This window comes from Collinsella sp. SGI.241, from assembly GCF_050312955.1.
Taxonomy (GTDB): Bacteria; Actinomycetota; Coriobacteriia; order Coriobacteriales; family Coriobacteriaceae; genus Collinsella.
In genome coordinates this window covers 168,760-185,845 of sequence record NZ_JBNPKM010000001.1, presented here as the reverse complement: position 1 = coordinate 185,845, position 17,086 = coordinate 168,760, and the positions used below count along the sequence as shown (strand labels likewise).

At 59.8% G+C, this 17,086-nt stretch carries 14 protein-coding genes; 7 read left to right on the top strand and 7 right to left on the bottom strand.

The annotated features are described in order from the left end of the window. Positions 1 to 7: 7 nt before the first annotated feature. Positions 8 to 3,295 carry an ATP-dependent helicase gene (locus tag ACQQ92_RS00785; RefSeq protein ID WP_427795543.1) on the top strand — a complete coding sequence of 1,096 codons (3,288 nt, stop codon included), beginning with the start codon at positions 8 to 10 and terminating at the stop codon, positions 3,293 to 3,295. A 152-nt stretch (positions 3,296 to 3,447) separates the two neighbouring features. Here the strand turns inward: ACQQ92_RS00785 and ACQQ92_RS00780 are convergent, their stop codons facing one another. From ACQQ92_RS00780 to ACQQ92_RS00755, 6 genes are all read right to left on the bottom strand, one after another. After that, the gene (locus tag ACQQ92_RS00780) at positions 3,448 to 3,573 is read right to left on the bottom strand and encodes a hypothetical protein (protein WP_373573398.1); all 126 of its coding nucleotides are present in this window, start codon (positions 3,571 to 3,573) and stop codon (positions 3,448 to 3,450) included. 155 nt (positions 3,574 to 3,728) lie between these two features. Beyond that, positions 3,729 to 4,586: an HAD-IIB family hydrolase gene (locus ACQQ92_RS00775; RefSeq protein WP_427728054.1), complete on the bottom strand. Its 858-nt coding sequence runs from the start codon at positions 4,584 to 4,586 to the stop codon at positions 3,729 to 3,731. An 84-nt stretch (positions 4,587 to 4,670) separates the two neighbouring features. After that, positions 4,671 to 5,009, bottom strand: coding sequence for a P-II family nitrogen regulator (locus ACQQ92_RS00770; protein WP_117734256.1), 339 nt, complete (start codon positions 5,007 to 5,009; stop codon positions 4,671 to 4,673). A 188-nt stretch (positions 5,010 to 5,197) separates the two neighbouring features. Beyond that, positions 5,198 to 6,475, bottom strand: coding sequence for an ammonium transporter (locus ACQQ92_RS00765; protein WP_427795542.1), 1,278 nt, complete (start codon positions 6,473 to 6,475; stop codon positions 5,198 to 5,200). A gap of 198 nt (positions 6,476 to 6,673) precedes the next feature. After that, entirely contained in the window at positions 6,674 to 7,693 is a 1,020-nt protein-coding gene (locus ACQQ92_RS00760; RefSeq protein WP_427795541.1) for a putative ABC transporter permease, read from the bottom strand. 3 nt (positions 7,694 to 7,696) lie between these two features. Continuing rightward, positions 7,697 to 8,233, bottom strand: a complete 537-nt coding sequence (locus tag ACQQ92_RS00755; protein WP_427795540.1) for an HD domain-containing protein — start codon at positions 8,231 to 8,233, stop codon at positions 7,697 to 7,699. Between the two features lie 227 nt (positions 8,234 to 8,460). On the opposite strand from ACQQ92_RS00755, the gene ACQQ92_RS00750 reads away from it, so the two are divergent. The 6 genes from ACQQ92_RS00750 (at position 8,461) to ACQQ92_RS00725 (ending at position 15,107) form a co-directional block, all read left to right on the top strand. Continuing rightward, entirely contained in the window at positions 8,461 to 10,242 is a 1,782-nt protein-coding gene (locus ACQQ92_RS00750; RefSeq protein WP_427795539.1) for a 1-deoxy-D-xylulose-5-phosphate synthase, read from the top strand. A gap of 543 nt (positions 10,243 to 10,785) precedes the next feature. Next, positions 10,786 to 11,781 carry a glutamate ABC transporter substrate-binding protein gene (locus ACQQ92_RS00745; protein WP_427718227.1) on the top strand — a complete coding sequence of 332 codons (996 nt, stop codon included), beginning with the start codon at positions 10,786 to 10,788 and terminating at the stop codon, positions 11,779 to 11,781. Positions 11,782 to 11,919: 138 nt separating this feature from the next. Continuing rightward, entirely contained in the window at positions 11,920 to 12,579 is a 660-nt protein-coding gene (locus ACQQ92_RS00740) for an amino acid ABC transporter permease (protein ID WP_154514877.1), read from the top strand. Next, positions 12,576 to 13,409 carry an amino acid ABC transporter permease gene (locus ACQQ92_RS00735; RefSeq protein WP_373094275.1) on the top strand — a complete coding sequence of 278 codons (834 nt, stop codon included), beginning with the start codon at positions 12,576 to 12,578 and terminating at the stop codon, positions 13,407 to 13,409. The genes ACQQ92_RS00740 and ACQQ92_RS00735 overlap by 4 nt, the downstream gene beginning before the upstream one ends. Before the next feature lie 36 nt (positions 13,410 to 13,445). Next, entirely contained in the window at positions 13,446 to 14,210 is a 765-nt protein-coding gene (locus ACQQ92_RS00730) for an amino acid ABC transporter ATP-binding protein (protein ID WP_427795538.1), read from the top strand. Positions 14,211 to 14,297: 87 nt separating this feature from the next. Continuing rightward, positions 14,298 to 15,107 (top strand): gamma-glutamyl-gamma-aminobutyrate hydrolase family protein, encoded by an 810-nt coding sequence (locus tag ACQQ92_RS00725; RefSeq protein ID WP_427718223.1) that lies wholly within the window; start codon positions 14,298 to 14,300, stop codon positions 15,105 to 15,107. A gap of 70 nt (positions 15,108 to 15,177) precedes the next feature. Here the strand turns inward: ACQQ92_RS00725 and ACQQ92_RS00720 are convergent, their stop codons facing one another. Then, positions 15,178 to 17,058: a diguanylate cyclase gene (locus tag ACQQ92_RS00720; RefSeq protein WP_427795537.1), complete on the bottom strand. Its 1,881-nt coding sequence runs from the start codon at positions 17,056 to 17,058 to the stop codon at positions 15,178 to 15,180. Between the last annotated feature and the right edge of the window lie 28 nt (positions 17,059 to 17,086).

Genomic DNA, 17,086 nt, shown 5'->3' with positions numbered 1-17,086 from the left:
TACTGCCATGAACATGACCCCCAACTTTAACGTATCGTTCGAGCGCCTGAATCCCGAACAGCGCGAGGCCGTCGAATGCCTAGATGGTCCGTTGCTCGTCATTGCCGGCCCCGGCACCGGCAAGACGCAGCTGCTGAGCCTGCGCGCGGCGAACATCTTGGCCAAACGCGACGCCGCCCCTAGCAACATCCTCTGCCTCACCTATACCGAGGCGGGCGCGGAGGCCATGCGCAAGCGCCTGATTGAGCTCATCGGCCGCGACGCCTACGGCATCGAAGTCAGCACGTTTCACGGATTTGCAAGCAGCATCAGGTCGCGCTATCCCGAGTACTTCATGCGCCCTTCGACCGACACGCTTGTTACCAGCCTGCACCAGCAAGAGATTTTTGATCGGCTGCTCAAATCGCTGCCCTTTGGTTCTCCGTTAGGCGGAGGGTCACCTGATATGCCTGCACAAAACATCGGTAAGATGATCGGCTTTGTCTCCAAAATCAAACGCAGTGGCCTGGACTACGACACGCTGAGCGCCATCGCGCAGCAGAATATCGACGCCGCTGCCTGGCTCACCGAACATTCCGAGCTGCTTACGCTCGTCTGTGGAAGGGCAAGCGCCGTGTTAGCCGAACGCTTTGAGGAAGAGGTCGAGCGTGCCTGCGCCATGGCACCCACATCGCTCACCCGCCCGATTGACTGTCCCGCCGGCACATACGTGCCGTACATCCTTGAGTTGCGCGACACCGTTCGCCGCACCGAGCTCATCGATGAGAAGGGCAAATCCTCGGGATACACCAAGGTGCGCGATGCCTTCTTTGGAGGCAGCAACTCTCAGGGGCGCACGTTTAAGATTGCAGAGCAAAGCGAGCGACTTAAGGCTGCTTGCGACGTTGCACGTCGCTACCAAAATGAGCTCGACCAACATCATCTCTACGATTACGACGACATGATTGGCGATTTTGTCGACGCCGTCGAGCACAACGACGCGCTACGCCAAGTACTCCAAGACACCTATACCTATATCCAAGTTGATGAGTTCCAGGATACCAATGGTGCCCAGATGCGCATCATCGAGCTGCTCTGCGACGGCGTTGATGCGCCCAATATCATGGCCGTCGGCGATGACGATCAGGCCATCATGCGTTTTCAGGGCGCCACGATCGAATGTGCCAACCAATTTGCGGCCGAGTTTTCGCCCCGGAACATCGTGCTCAAGACCAATTACCGCTCCACGCCCGCCATCGTTGAGCTTGGTCAAGCTATCGCCCAGCAAATCGAATACCGACTCGATGCCAGCTCGAATAAGTCAATCGAAGCCTTTAAGCCTCAAGGCGATCAAGTCAGCTTTAGCGAGAGCGTCTACACCGGCAAAGCCGAGGAATACGCCGCCGTTACCGCGAGCATTAGGCAGAGGATTGATGCTGGCTACCTCGATGACTGCGAAGATCCCAATGAAGGAATTGCAGTCATCTCTGCCAAACACGCCGCATTGCGCTCGCTGATTCCCTTCCTCGTTAAGGAGAACGTGCCGTTTTCGTATCGCGAGCGGCAGAATCTCTTTGCCTCCGAGCGTATGCAGACGACGTTGGCACTGTTGCGTTGCGTTACTGCGCTTGCCCGCGGGCAAAAAGGACTGGCAAGCAGCTATCTCCCCCAGATCATTTGCGCCACCGAGCTGGGCGGAGATCATCCGTCATCCGTGGCGTTTGCGCTCAACGCCAAGCGTGAGCATCGCGGCGACTGGATGGCCGCCATGCACGAGAGCGATAACGTCCGCGTCAAAGAACTGTACGACGGCCTTATGCAGTGGGCGGCCGAAGCCAGCGCCTCCCCTGTCAGGCCACTGCTCTTTAGAATTGTCGAACGCAGCCTTGGCTATTATCAGGATTGCAAGGAACAAGATCCGCTGGGCGCAGCCGAATTCAATGCCGGCATCCGCGCCCTGCTCACCTTTGCCGAAGGTGAAATGGGAGACGCACGCCGTATGGGACGTGCGCTTCGCCTGCCCGATATTGTCGACAAGCTCGATGCCGCTCAAAAGTTTGGCGTGAGTATCGACGCATCGATCGACCTCGGCACGCCGGGAGCTGTTCGCCTCACCAGCGCCCATAGCTCTAAGGGCCTGGAATTCGACTGCGTCTACCTGCTCGATGCCGACGACTCCACTTGGCACAAAGGCGCCGGCGGCATGAGCTTGTACCCGTCCAACCTGCTTATTCGCGATGAAAAGGATGATGACGACGCGCGCCGCCTGTTGTTTGTCGCCATCACGCGCGCTAAACGACACCTCGAGCTGTACCGTGCCGGCGGGTCGGCACTGCAGGAGCTCACGGGGCTTATCGACTCTTGCGAGGTTTCTGCTGAAGCAGACCAGCTCAGCGTTGCAATCGAAACCGAGTGGCGCGACAACTACGTGCTCGATACGCCCGAGCTCCGCGCGCTTCTGGAACCTCATACCGACGTGAAGTTTCTTTCTGCCACAGCGCTCAACAACTTTGTGACGTACGAGCCTGGATGCGCAAATAGTCTGCACTTCCCTGAGAAGCAGATTGTGCGCCTACCCACGGCGCCCACGATCCAAACCGAATTCGGCACCATCGTTCACGCGATGTTCGAGGAGATCGTTAATAGAATGGCAACCGATGGCGAGGCGGCGATTGAGACAATTGAGGCCGAGTATCGCCAGCAGATTTCGTGGCTCGATTTTGCCCCCGAGGACGTCCATCGCTATTCGGAGCGCTTCGAACGCATTTGTCGTGCATTCGTCCCCTGGCTTGTCGAGCATGTGCATGGCTATCGCTGCATCACAGAGGCGAATATGCAGTGCCTGACCACCGAAGGAACTCCGCTCTTTGGTTTTCTCGACCTGCTCCTCGTTGACGATGCAGCTAAAACGGTGCAGATCGTTGACTACAAGACTGGCTTTGGCAAAGAAGTCCCTGCAGGCTACCATCGTCAGCTCAGGTTCTACAAACTGCTGGTCGAAGCGTCGCCCGAGTTTTATGGCTACACCGTCACTTCCATGGGCGACTACTATGTCGAGCCCGACAAGGCAACGAATGAGTTGCGTCCGCCGTTCTCGACGACCGCCAGCACCGATGACATTGCCGAGCTCGAACACCTCATCGATGCCGTATGGTCTCGCATTGAACACGGTGCTTGGGATACCAGCGCTTTTGAGCAGAGCGGCGCTTATGAACTGGCCGTTGAGGAGCAGAAGGGCTGCCGCAAAAAAGCCGACAAGGCCGAGCTCATGCAACGCGCTTACGAGCATTGGCTAGTCGAGAACCCCGGAATGTGACAAAGGGACAGTCCCTTTGTCACATTCCGCCTGGCTTTTGGAGCGGCATTACCGATTGTCCAAAATGTCATTCGTGGGTAGAATAGTGTTAACGGCAGCCCAAGTTGTAGTTGGCTGGGCAACGCCGTTGTTTGCATTAGGGGGTCAACGCCTTAGTGGCGGCGACCCCTTCTGTTGCGCTTCGAGCGCTGCTTGAGTGCCTCGGAAAGGCCGACAAGCGCCGTGAAGAACGAGACCAAAGCGGTCAAAAGTCTCACGAAATCAATCAAATCGGTCATGGGCATCACCTCCCATCAGATGGAGGGCGTTGCCCGGCACATGGAACTGCCGTCAACGATACCGATTCTACCAGAGCCTAGTTATATATACGAATATATGTTCGTATTCCGAGAACACAGGCCCCGTGACAAAGGGGGACTGTCCCTTTGCCACATTATTCGATGATGGTGCGGGAGTTCTGCTTATGCATGGTGGCGAGCATGTGTTTGGGGACGGCGTGGACCATGCAGCTGCCGATAGTCGCGCTCGCGGCGGCCTTGGCGGCATCGCTGCCGTTTTTGGTCGCGTAGCTGTGGCGGAAGCGCTTGAGCATGGCGATGTCGTTGCCGCCGTCGCCGTAAACCGCGACCTCGTCCTCGGCAATGCCGTAGTAGCCCGCCAGCCAGGCCACGCTCTCACCCTTGTTGCACGCCACGTCCGTGATCTCAAACATCACCGGATCGAACGGCGCGTTGACCACGCGGTCCGAGCGCTCGGCCAAATACGCCTTAAGGTCGCGCTCCAGCTCGGGCGAGGTCACGCGACAATTGATCTTGCATACGTCATGGCGCAGGATGTCACCGATCGACTGGTCGAAATACTGTTCCTCGTGATACCCCCCACGTGCACGCATGCCGCGCATCACGATGCGCTTGATAGGACTGTCCTTTTTAAAGCCCGCCTGGTGCATCTCGAACGATCCGCTCGAGAACATGCCATCGGGCGTGGAGCAGTCGAAGCAAATGTCCGGGAACGCCTTGAGCAGCTCCTCGGTAACCTGCGGGTCGATGGTCCAGGTCTTGAGCACCTCGCCATGGCTGTTGCGCACGATGGATCCGTTGGAGCAGCAGGCGTCAAGCGCCAGACCTGTAAAGCCATGTTCGCCGATCGGCAGCGTCGAGCGCCCGGTCGCGGGAACCACATGCAGGCCAGCTTCGGTCAGCTCGCGAATGGCACGGCGGATGGTCCCATCTGCCTCGTGCAGGGCGTTCAGCAGCGTTCCGTCTAAGTCGCTCGCAAACATCTTGATCATGGGCATGCCTCTCCTTCGTCTGCACGATATTGTAGACGAGAACGGGCGCGCCCCAAGAGAGGCACACCCGTCAGGCGGTCGATTCTACACCGCGGCGGGGCCGTGTTCGCCGGTGCGGATGCGGATAACTTCCTCGACCGGCTCAACCCAAATCTTGCCGTCTCCAACGGCACCGGTGCGAGCGGCGTTGCAGATAATCTCGACAATGCCGTCGACATGTTCATCGGCGCAGATGAGGGTGAACTGCACCTTAGGGATCGTGTTGACAAGCAACTCGTTGCCGCGCACATATTCCTTCCAGCCATGCTGCGCACCGCAGCCCTGCACCTGGTTGATGGTCATGCCACGAACATCGGCAGCAAACAGCGCATCTTTAAGAACCTCAAGCTTCTCGGCACGAACGATCGCCGTAATTTTCTTCATAGTGAATTCCTCTCAATAAAAGAAATGAATTGCCATTCAACGACGCGGGTTTTCGAGGTGCCCGAGATTGCCCCGAAAGAGGAGCGCCGCGTACTTCGGTACGCAAGCGACGGTTTGAGGGGTAAGGTCGGGTGCCTGGGAAAGCCGCGCGACGATTGAACGGCAAGGTGCGGTGCTTGGGGAAGCTGCTAATCGAGTCCGGAGAACGAAGGATACGCGCTCTCGCCGTGCTGACTCGCATCCAGGCCCAGCGCCTCGTCTGCCTCGTCCACGCGCAGGCTGCCGCGGAACAGCGCCTTGACCACCGCGGCGATCACCAAATCGAGCACCAGTACAAGAGCGACCGTCACCACAATGCCCAAGATCTGCGAGATGAGCAGCGACACGTCGCCCGTGTAGAACAGGCCGCCCTTACCGGTCCACGAGAGCTCCGGCACGCAGAACAGGCCCGTGAGCACGCCGCCCAAGATGCCGCCGATGCCGTGGCAGCCAAACGCGTCGAGCGCATCGTCGTAGCCAAACTTGGTCTTGAGATGGCTAATGGCCAGGTAGCAGACAGGCGATACGATCAGGCCCATGACCAGCGCTGCCCACGGCTCGACAAAGCCCGCACCCGGCGTGACCACCACAAGGCCCGCAACCAGACCGGTGCTGGCACCCACCAGCGTGGGGCGACCGGTGCGCACGCGCTCAACGGCAAGCCACGAGACCATACCCGCCGCGCTGGCCGTCACGGTGTTGAGGATGGCGAGCGCGGCCACGGCGTCGGCCTTAAACTCGCTGCCGCCATTAAAGCCAAACCAGCCAAACCAAAGCAGGCCGGCGCCCAGCGCCACAAACGGCACGTTATGCGGGCGGTAGCTCACCATGCCAAAGCCGCGACGACGGCCGAGCATTAAGCAGAGAATCAGGCCCGTGAGACCGGACGAGATGTGCACCACGTCGCCGCCCGCAAAGTCGAGCGCGCCGATGACGTCGCCGATAAAGGAACCCTCACCGCCCCAGACCATGTGGGCGAGCGGCGCATAGACCACGAGCAGCCAAATGCCCAGGAAGGCCGTCATGGCACCAAACTTAACGCGGCCGGCCAGGCTGCCCGTGACGATAGCAGCCGTGATCATGGCAAACGCCATTTGGAAGGTGATGTTGATGATTTGAGGGTAGACGGCACCGTCCGCAGCATTGCCCTCGGCCGCCTGCAGCACCTGGTTGAGCACCGGCAAGCACAGCAGCTGGTCAAGGCCTCCAATAAACGGGCTCGAGCCGTCGCCGCCGTAGGCCAGCGACCAGCCGGCGACAATCCACAGCACACCAACCAGACCAATGGCGCCAAAACACATGAGCATGGTGTTGATGACATTTTTGCGCCTGGACAGGCCACCATAGAAAAACGCCAGACCCGGTGTCATTAAAAACACGAGCATGGTGCAGATGAGCATAAACGTTGTCGATCCCGTATCGTACATTCGCTCCCCCTTGATCGCATGAACGTTGTCGGCGCCCATAATGCGGCCGAGGGGCAACTGGTGTAGACCAGATACGGCGTTGTTAAACGCTGCGTTGTCGAATGGAAACGGTGCCGCAATCTTGGAAACGGCACGGCAACGGGCGCGAAACGAACGGGAAATACGCGAGCAAGGGAGCCGTGAGCGTGCCCGTCCCGGCTAGCGCCGAAACAGCTCGTGGGCGCGGTCGCGGAGATTAGTTGCTCGAATGACGCCCTCGTAGCGATTGATGCGCAAGCGCGGGAAAGCATTGAAGAAGCGCAGGTCGCGACGGCTGAGCGACACACTCGGCACCGGACGGCTCATGCGCTTGCCGGCAAGGCGACGACTGAGCGACGGACGCGGCATGCTCGGCGCGGCATCGGCCACGCGGCGGGCGGCAAGCGCCAGGCCGCGAGCACCATCCGAGATAAACGTCGGCATCGAAGCCTTCTCACGAAGGGCATCGAGCGCCGCGTCGCCCAGCTCGGCCAGCCACGCGTTAACGGCGCGGCTACGGATATGCGTCTGCGCTACCGAGTCGATCGTCGAATCGGGAATACGTTCGAGCATGGAGTCCGAGGCATCGGCAAGCGACTCATTGATGCGGTCGGCAAGGTCGGCGCGCACACGCTCCAGCTGATCGGACAGGCGACGCCAACTGGCCAAAGAGAACACCGCGTCGACCATCATCGCAACCGCGACGATAAAGGCGGACAGCCGCACAATCAGCACCGGCAGATGGCCAAGCAGTCCCAGCAATGCCGGCTCCACTAAACGACAAATGCACAACGCGCCCAGGCCAAACGCGCAGGCCCAGTACAGGCAGATACGTCCGTGCAAGTTAAACGGCAGGTGCGAGTAGTCCCAAAAGCGTGCGCCTGTTGTCTTTTCCAATAGAAGGCCCACACTGTACTCGATTACGCTGCACACAAGCGCCGCGGCGACAAATTGGCTCGAGGCATCCGGAATCCCGCGCAGCAAAAGCCAGCAGGCTATGCCGCCCACACCATAGATAGGGCAACACGGCCCCAGCAAGAATCCGCTGTTGGCAAAGCGTCCTTGGTTGAGCATGGCGCATACTGTCGACTCCCATGCCCAACCGCAAAACCCGTAAAAGGCAAACGAGAGCACCAGTGCCGAGAGCGGACAGGCGGCAAGCGTCGCGCCGTCAAATGCCATGTCGATCGCGGTCCCCACCGTCTACCCTCTCCTCTTTTCGCTCGATTCTTCACTCACGCCATCGTCTGCCTCGTCCTTGCGCGGCAGACGGCCGGCGATCGTCTCGCGCAGAGCACACCATTTATCCGCCAGGCACACAATCCATGCCTCACGACACGTCGGCGGCACCGGCACCAGCGGAAACATATGCCGCACGATAATATTCCGCTCGCGCGACGTCAGCTCAAAATCTTCCTCCGCACGCGCCAGGGCAAAAAACGGATGCCGAAAGCCATGCAGCCGATGGCTTGGGTCGGGATCGTGCCAATCGTAGAGAAAGTAATCGTGTAACAAGGCTCCGCGCAGCAACGAGGCGCGGTCGACCGAGATACCGACACGGCCCAAGCGCTCGGCAAAGGACAGGCTCGCCCGCGCTACCGAAGTCACATGTGCATAGACCGTCACATCGCCATGCTGGATAAACTCGCGCGTCAGGTCCAGACGGCCCGCCTGGGCGAGCTGACGGGCGGCACAGTCGACCTCGTGCGCGATTTTCTCGGCACGAACGACATCGGACATGCTGCCTCCTTCCAGCGACTCACGGCGACAAGCCACGGCCTGCACGCATTGAATAAATCATCATCGAATCTACCAGTATGGCATCGGACAAAACGTTTTGCCCCACCAGTTGGCGAATTACCGCGCCGCCGTCACATATCAAACGCCAAAATGTGCGAGACTGTTTTGTGCAATTGTGCCGGCCGAGGGAGCGCCGGCGCTCGATTCGCATGGAGTAACCCACAACGATGCTGCTTACGCAAACGACAACGCCCGAGGACGTCAAGGCTCTCGACCGCGCCGAGCTTCCGCTGCTCTGCGGCGAGATCCGCCAGGCAATCCTCGAAAGCTCCGCCGCCGTCGGTGGGCACGTTGCCCCCAACCTGGGCGTCGTTGAGCTTACGGTTGCGCTTCATCGCGTGTTTAACTCCCCCATCGATAAGATTGTCTTTGACGTTTCGCACCAGACCTACGCCCACAAGGCGCTGACGGGGCGCGCGTACACCTATATCGATCCGGAGCGTTATGGTGAGGCTTCTGGCTTTGCCAATCCCGACGAGTCCGAGCACGACCTGTTTGCCATGGGCCATACCTCCACGTCGGTGAGCCTGGGCTGCGGCCTTGCCCACGCGCGCGACCTGGCGGGTGACGCGTACAACGTCATTACCATCATTGGCGACGGTTCGCTTTCGGGCGGCCTGGCGTTTGAGGGCCTCAACAATGCCGCCGAGCTCGACAGCAACTTGATCATCATCGTCAACGATAACGACCAGTCCATCGCCGAAAACCATGGCGGCCTGTATCGCAATCTGGCCGAGCTGCGCGCCAGCAACGGCGCCTGTGAGCGCAACGTTTTCCGCGCGATGGGGCTCGACTATCGCTATCTGGACACCGGTAACGATGTGTTAGCCCTCGTCGACGCGCTGCAGGAACTACGCAATATCGATCATCCCATCGTGCTGCACGTCTCCACCGCCAAGGGCAAGGGCTTTGAGCCGGCCCAGAGCGACCCCGAGCGCTGGCACCATGTGGGTCCGTTTGACATGGCAACCGGGCGCAAGCTCTGCCCGGGCCATCCGAGCGAGCCTGCGCCGCGCACCTATGCCGACATTACGGGCGAGGCGCTCAGCGCCGCCATCGAGCGCGATCCGCGGGTCGTGGGCATCACGGCCGCCACGCCCTACATCATGGGCTTTACACCCGAGCTTCGCGCTGCCGCCGGCAAACAGTTCGTCGATGTGGGCATTGCCGAGGAGCACGCCGTGACCTTTGCCACCGCGCTTGCGCGCTCGGGCGCCAAGCCAGTCTTTGGTGTGTACGGCACGTTTTTGCAGCGCGCCTACGACGAGCTGTGGCACGACCTGTGCCTCAACGACACCCCCGCAACCATCCTGGTGTTTGGCGCGTCGATCTTTGGCACCACATCCGAGACGCACCTCTCGTTCTTTGATATATCCATGCTGGGCGGACTTCCCAACATGCGCTATCTGGCACCGGCCTGCATGGAGGAATACCTGTCCATGCTGAGCTGGTCGCTCGACCACCGCGAGCATCCCGTGGCGATCCGCGTTCCGGGCATTGGCCTGGTCAGCCGCCCCGATTTGGCGCCCGCCGAGGACACCGACTACAGCGCCGTTCGCTACGACGTGGTGCATCAGGGCCGCGACGTTGCCGTGCTCGCGCTTGGCGATTTCTTTGAGCTGGGCGAGCGCGTGACAAACCGCTTGGCTGCCGAATACGGCATAGAGGCCACGCTCGTCAACCCGCGCTTTGCAACCGAGCTTGACCGCGAGTCTCTCGATGGCCTTGCCGCCGAGCATCGCGTTGTCGTCACCCTCGAGGACGGCATCTTGGACGGTGGCTGGGGCGAGCGCGTCGCGTGCTACTTGTCCTGCACGCCCGTGCGCACGCGCACCTTTGGCATCGCCAAGGGCTTTCCCGACCGCTACGACCCCAACGAGTTGCTTGCTCAGAACGGCATGACGGTTGAGAATATGGCCGCCGAAGCGGTACGCCTGCTGAACGAGTAGAAAAACCTCCGCAAGGGAAGCACCCCTGCGGAGGTTTTTATTTTCCCAACTCAATTGTCTCGATCTGTAACACCTAGAGGACAAATCCTCGCCCAATTGTTACAGATCTAGACAAACCGTCTTTGCCCCTGTTGTTTGTCTCAATCTGTAACAGATAGAGACCTTTTGTCCGTCCAGATGTTACAGATCGAGACACTCAAATCCCCCTAAAGAGAAAATCTCAATCTGTAACAGTTACTCGGCAAAAATGGCTGCAGATTTTACAGATCGAGACAAAACAGCGAGGCAGGCCGCCATATGTCGCGTTGCCGCCATTATAGCGACCGCCGCGAGCGACCATGCCGTCCGCAAAACGCTATCTCAGCTGCAATAACTGACGTTTTCCCAGATAAAACCTGCCAAAATAAACCTGTCCCTTTTTGGTAGGTAGAATTACCCATAAGGTAAGTATGTTTCTGAGTTATTTCGTGTTGACCCATTTGAGCGCAATAGGGTATAACTCTATTCAACCGCTAGGGATTTTATTGAGAAAGGTGTTCTACCATGAGCAAGAACCTCTCCCAGCAGGTCGTTCTCGACCGTCGCGGCTTCATCGCCGCCACCTTTGCAACCGTCGCCGGCCTTGGTCTTGCCGGCTGCTCCGACACCAGCGCCGAGGCCGACAAGGGTTCCGCCGCCGGCTCCTCCAAGAGCCCCGAGGACACCGAGGCTTCCACCACGCTCGATGCCAAGGCATTCGACAAGCTCGTCGACAACGGCCCCAAGGCCGATGATGACGCCATCGCCGCCAGCACCTGGGCCACGGCCGTCAAGGACGCCGGCGTCTTTAAGATCGGTGGCGTTCAGACCTCCACGCTCTTCTCCCTCCTCAACGAGAAGGACGGCAAGACCCGTGGCTTCGACGCCGGCATCGCGCAGCTCCTGTCCAACTACATTCTGGGCGAGAACAAGGTCGAAATCACCCAGGTGACCTCGGACACGCGTGAGTCCGTCCTGCAGAACGGCCAGGTCGACGCCGTCTTTGCCACCTACACTATTACCGATGAGCGCAAGAAGCTTGTCTCCTTTGCCGGCCCCTACTACTACACCCAGCAGGCCATCCTGGTGCTCGCCGACAACGACGACATCAAGAGCGTCGACGACCTGGCCGACAAGAACGTCGCCGTCCAGTCCGGCTCCAACGGCCCCGCCATCCTGGAGGAGTTCGCCCCCAAGGCCAGCCAGCAGGAGTTCAAGACCGACGAGGAGGCCCGCCAGGCACTTCAGCAGGGCCGCGTTGACGCCTACGTCATCGACAACAACATGCAGCAGAGCGCCCTGGTCCGCGAGCCCGGTAAGTACAAGATCGCCGGCAAGCCCTTCGGCAGCAAAGAGCCCTACGGCATCGGCCTGCCGCTCGATTCCGACGGCGTCGCCTTTGTCAACGACTTCCTTAAGAAGATCGAGGACGATGGCACCTGGACCGAGCTGTGGCAGATCTGCATCGGCGATCGCACGGGCGACACCAACGTTCCCGAGCTGCCCGAGATCGGCGCCTAGACAGCGAGCCCAGTAACGGCCGCTACGAAACCATACGGAAACGCACGATGCGCTTTATTGCGCTAAACTGTTTCCACACTGAGTTGTCGGGGCTTCCGTACACACGGGAGCCCCTTTCCTTATCGGCGGGAGGTCCGCATGAGTCTCTCCGAGCTCTGGTCGCTCTATGGCCAGAACTATATCGACGCGCTGCTAGCAACCTGGGGCATGACGCTTGAGTCGTTTGCCATCGCCATGGTGCTGGCCGTCGCTGTCACCGTGATGCGCGTGTCGCCGCTCAAGCCGCTGCGCATCTTTGGCGACCTGTATGTTCAGGTCTTCCGTAACATCCCCGGCATCGCGCTGCTTATCATCGTCGTCTATGCGCTGCCGCCGCTCAAGGTCGTCCTGCCCTACCGCACCTGCGTTATCGTCGCCACGGTCCTTTTGGGCTCGGCCTTTGGCTCCGAGAACTTTATGAGCGGCATCAACACCGTCGGCGTCGGCCAGGTGGAAGCCGCGCGCTCGCTCGGCATGAGCTTCAGCCGCATCCTCGCCAAGATCGTGATTCCGCAAGCACTGCGCTCGAGCGTGCTGCCCATGACCAACCTCTTTATCGCCGTCATGCTCACCACCGCACTCGGCAGCCAGGTACCGCTTCAACCGCAGGAGCTCACCGGCGTGGTGAGCTACATCAACACGCGCTCGCTCGGCGGCGTCGCCGCGTTCTTTATCTCGGCGCTCGGCTACCTGGGCACGGCCTTTGTGGTGAGCCACATTGGCAACTACATCGATAAGAAGGTGAGGATCCTCCGATGAGCAAGCATTCCACCTCCGCGCTCACCATGCGCGATGCGCTCTACGAGGCTCCCGGCCCCAAGATGCGCGCCAAGATTCGCATCGGCACCGCTATCTCGCTTGTTGCCGTCGCCGCGCTCGCCGTCCTCGTGTTGCAGCGCTTTTATGTGACCGGTCAGCTTTCGGTCCACTATTGGTATTTCTTTACGCACCTCACCACCTGGAAGTTCCTGCTTGCCGGCTTTGAGGGCACCGTTAAAGTCGCACTCACCGCTGGCGCCATCGCGCTGGTGTTGGGCCTAGCCCTTATGCTCGGCCGCACCAGCGACATTAAGCCGCTGCAGCTGGTCTGCCGCGTGCTCACCGATTTCTTCCGCGGCGTACCGAGCCTGCTGTTCATCTACTTCTTCTTTTTGGTGCTGCCTCAGTACAAAATTGCGCTGCCGTCGTTTTGGATGCTCACGCTCCCCGTCGCGCTCGCTGCAGCCGGCGTGCTGGCCGAGATCTTTCGCGCGGGCGTCAACGCCGTGCCGCGCGGGCAGGTCGAGGCAGCCCAAGCGCTCGGTCTCTCCAAAGCTAAAATCACCTTTAAAATCGTGCTGCCGCAGGCGATTCGGTTTATCATTCCCTCGTTGATTTCGCAGCTTGTGGTCGTAGTCAAAGACACCACCGTCGCTTACGTGGTGAGCTACCCCGACCTCATGCAAAATGCCCGCGTGCTCATTACCAACTACGACGCCCTCGTGTCGGTCTACCTGGTAATCGCGGTCATCTACATCCTCATCAACGTCGCGATCAACAAGGCCGCTGTCTACGTTTCGCACAAGACCGGCGCGACCATCATCCGCTAACGCTTTACCATTTCCAGTCATAAGGAGCCGAGCACCATGGCACAGAGCACCTCTTCCACCGGCAATCAGCCGCTGATCGAGCTCAGGCACGTCGATAAGCACTATGGCGATCTGCACGTCCTCAACGACATCAATCTCTCGGTCGACCGCGGCGAGGTCGTCGTCGTGATCGGCCCCTCGGGCTCGGGCAAGTCGACCATGTGCCGAACCATCAACCGCTTGGAAACCATCGACTCGGGCGAGATCCTCATCGAAGGCGAGCCCCTGCCGCAGGAAGGCAAGGACCTTGCCCGTATGCGTGCCGAGCTGGGCATGGTGTTTCAGCAGTTCAACCTGTTCGCACATATGACCGTGCTGCAGAACGTCATACTGGGACCGGTCGACGTGCTGGGCGTCTCCAAGGACGAGGCCCGCGAGCGCGCCATGGACCTGCTGGGCCGCGTGGGCGTTGCCGAACAGGCCGATAAGGTGCCCGCACAGCTCTCGGGCGGCCAGCAGCAGCGCGTAGCCATCGCCCGCTCGCTTGCCATGCAACCCAAGGCCATGCTTTTTGATGAGCCCACGAGCGCCCTTGACCCCGAGATGATCAACGAGGTGCTCGAGGTCATGGTCCGTCTGGCCCAGCAGGGCATGACGATGATCGTCATTACGCACGAGATGAACTTTGCCCGCCGCGTGGCCGACCGCGTCGTGTTTATGGCCGACGGCCAAATCGTGGAAACCGGCACGCCCGACGAGTTCTTCGACCACCCCCAGACCAAGCGCGCCCAGGACTTCCTCAACTCCATCAAGGGCCACTAACCAGCAACCCCGTGGGACAAATCCATTGAAAGTGTTGTCCCACGTCTCTCATGCGCCCTGTCACCTTCAGATTCGAAAGCAGCACCCATGATCGGAACACGTACTTCCTCGTCCTATACCCCGCACGTCGACGTTGCCCCCGCCGACCGCCCGCTCATCCTGGTGGCGCCGCGCTGGGAAGAGGCAAAGCCGTTTTTAAGCGAGACGCTCTCCCCCAACGAGGAAATCGCCAGTGTCTTTGTCGATGCCATCCTTGCCGCCGGCGGCCTGCCGCTGCAGATGTCCATCACCGAGGACATTGAGGTCATCCGTCATTACGTCGATATCGCCGACGGCATCGCCATTCCCGGCGGCCCCGATGTCAATCCCAAACGTTGGGGCGATGATCGACCCTACGACCCCACCCTCTGCTGCGAGATCCGCGATAGCTTTGAGTTTAAGCTGGTCGACGAGGTGCTCCGCGCCAAAAAGCCGCTCTTTACCACCTGCCGCGGCACGCAGCTGCTCAATGTCGCCACCGGCGGAACCCTGTGCATGGACGTACCGAGCCTGGGCGCGCGCGAGGGTCGCACGCAGTGGCGCCATACCCACGTGCTCAACGACCCCGTGCATCCCGTCGAGGTCGTGCCGGGCTCGCTTCTGGAGCGCGCGGTTGGCGGGCACAGGCTGATCCAGACCAACTCCGCACACCACTGCTGCGTCGAGCGTCTGGGTAAGAGCACGCGCTTGGTCGCCAAGGCAACCGACGGCGTTCCCGAGTGCATCGAGGTCGAAGGCCAGCCTTTCTGCCTGGGCGTGCAATGGCATCCCGAGTACACCTGGCAGACGCTCGAGACCGACTTTAACCTGTGGAAGTCGTTTGTCGAGGCGGCGGCCAAGGTAAAGCAGGCCCGCTAGTTCGCGAACCGCACAACAGATAAGGACGCCCCGCCGGCCACATGGTCCGACGGGGCTTCCCTTTGCCTAGCTAAACCGAAGGGAACGCGACAACGTCCGCAGGGCGCTCCAGCGTCTCGGCAATGCGATCGCGCACTTCGAGCAGACACTCGATAAGCAGCGGATTGAAAGCGCCGCACTCACCGTCCAAAATCATCCGAATCGCCTCTTCTTGCGAAATGGCGTCCTTGTACACACGTACGCTCGTCAACGCATCGTACACATCGGCCACCGAGACCACCTGAGCGGCAATGGGGATATCGTCGCCCTTAAGACCGTCAGGATAGCCCGTACCATCCCAACGTTCATGATGCCAGCGGGCGATTTGGTACGCATAGTCCAAAAGGGCACTTCCTTCATGGTTTCTGCCCAGATTGCGCAGCATGTCGGCACCAATGGTAGTATGCGTCTTCATTATTTCAAACTCTTCGGGCGTCAGACGTCCGGGCTTGTTGAGAATCGCATCGTCGATCGACATCTTGCCGATATCGTGCAGCGCCGACGCCAACGCAATCGAAGAACGCTCCTCGTTGCCAAGAGAGTACTTGTCGCTCCGTCGCGCCAAGTCGCCAAGCAGCAGCTCAGTCAACTTCTCGATATGCGTGACATGCCTGCCGCTTTCGCCATTACGGACTTCCATGACGCTCGCCATGATGTCGACGAGTATACGGCTGTTATTGACGCGCGCATTGTACTGCTGCGACAGCAGACTCGTCAGACGACGCTGTTTGGTATACAGTCGAATAATATTGTTGACGCGACGACGCACAATGCGGTCATCGAACGGGCGACTGATATAGTCCGAGGCGCCCAAATCGTAAGCACGTAACACCACGTCGTCGGTATCTTCGCTCGAGATCATAATTACAGGTAGGCTATCGAGGGCTGCCTGACGCGAAAGCTCGGCCAGCACCTCACAGCCGCTCATGTCCGACATGGCAATATCGAGCAGCACGAGGGACAGGTCGCCACCATAACGGTCAACCGCATCGAGCGTGGCGCGACCGCTATCGGCTTCTAGAATGCGATAGTCGTCCTTGAGCATCTCACCGAGGATGGACCGGCTCACTTTGGAATCGTCGGCAATCAGCACCAGGGGCTTTTGGTTCCTGATCGTCTCGCTTGCATCGGCATCCGTCACAACCGTGCCGCGTCTGATCTTCGCACGATTCAAGAGAGTGGCTGCGCGATGCACGCCTTCCTCGATCGTCTCACCGCTCACACGAACGCCGCTCGCACAGGCCGATAGGTCGATCTCCTCATTCCCCGGTACAACAGCAGAGCGAATGGCCTCCGACACATGGCGCAAGCGGCGGGCAAAATCATCGGGGGCAATATCGGGCATGACGACCACAAACTCGTCGCAATCATAGCGCACAAGCAGATCGGTCGAGTGAATGTTATCGCGTATAACGGCCGCGACGACGCCAAGCACCAAATCGCCGACATGATGGCCATAAGCGTCGTTGACCATCTTAAAATCATCGAGGTCAACGATCGCCACGCCACCGGATACATGGTGCGTGCGGAGTCTTTCATCAAAGTAGCGACGATTGCGAACGCCCGTCACCACATCGGTGTAGGCCGCCTCCTCATCTGCCACCTCTTGCTCATTGACCGGGCGTGCCACAAGTAAAACGCGTCGCTCGCCTTCAACCGTCACGGGACGCGCGGAAGCACAGTATTCGATACCGTCGCCCGTCAGTCGCTCAGACACTTCATCGGAACCCCCGAGCACCTTGCGACAATCCTGACGCAAGCAAGGGCACTGATCGCCAAAGAACAGGCAGTTATGCTCGTTATCAATCTGTTCGGCAGAAAGCAGGCGCACCACGGGGTAAATCTTCTCGACACGGGCGACCTCGGCGGCGGCCTCGCTGGCAGTAAGATTACCCCCATATTTATTGAGCATATGCGGCCCTTTCCGTCGTTGGCCTGGC

What these genes read in the sequence shown, in the direction of transcription:
- ACQQ92_RS00785 (WP_427795543.1), top strand. Translation starts at nt 8, where the DNA reads ATGAACATGACCCCCAACTTTAACGTATCGTTCGAGCGCCTGAATCCC.
- ACQQ92_RS00780 (WP_373573398.1), bottom strand. Translation starts at nt 3,573, where the DNA reads ATGACCGATTTGATTGATTTCGTGAGACTTTTGACCGCTTTGGTCTCG.
- ACQQ92_RS00775 (WP_427728054.1), bottom strand. Translation starts at nt 4,586, where the DNA reads ATGATCAAGATGTTTGCGAGCGACTTAGACGGAACGCTGCTGAACGCC.
- ACQQ92_RS00770 (WP_117734256.1), bottom strand. Translation starts at nt 5,009, where the DNA reads ATGAAGAAAATTACGGCGATCGTTCGTGCCGAGAAGCTTGAGGTTCTT.
- ACQQ92_RS00765 (WP_427795542.1), bottom strand. Translation starts at nt 6,475, where the DNA reads ATGTACGATACGGGATCGACAACGTTTATGCTCATCTGCACCATGCTC.
- ACQQ92_RS00755 (WP_427795540.1), bottom strand. Translation starts at nt 8,233, where the DNA reads ATGTCCGATGTCGTTCGTGCCGAGAAAATCGCGCACGAGGTCGACTGT.
- ACQQ92_RS00750 (WP_427795539.1), top strand. Translation starts at nt 8,461, where the DNA reads ATGCTGCTTACGCAAACGACAACGCCCGAGGACGTCAAGGCTCTCGAC.
- ACQQ92_RS00745 (WP_427718227.1), top strand. Translation starts at nt 10,786, where the DNA reads ATGAGCAAGAACCTCTCCCAGCAGGTCGTTCTCGACCGTCGCGGCTTC.
- ACQQ92_RS00740 (WP_154514877.1), top strand. Translation starts at nt 11,920, where the DNA reads ATGAGTCTCTCCGAGCTCTGGTCGCTCTATGGCCAGAACTATATCGAC.
- ACQQ92_RS00735 (WP_373094275.1), top strand. Translation starts at nt 12,576, where the DNA reads ATGAGCAAGCATTCCACCTCCGCGCTCACCATGCGCGATGCGCTCTAC.
- ACQQ92_RS00730 (WP_427795538.1), top strand. Translation starts at nt 13,446, where the DNA reads ATGGCACAGAGCACCTCTTCCACCGGCAATCAGCCGCTGATCGAGCTC.
- ACQQ92_RS00725 (WP_427718223.1), top strand. Translation starts at nt 14,298, where the DNA reads ATGATCGGAACACGTACTTCCTCGTCCTATACCCCGCACGTCGACGTT.
- ACQQ92_RS00720 (WP_427795537.1), bottom strand. Translation starts at nt 17,058, where the DNA reads ATGCTCAATAAATATGGGGGTAATCTTACTGCCAGCGAGGCCGCCGCC.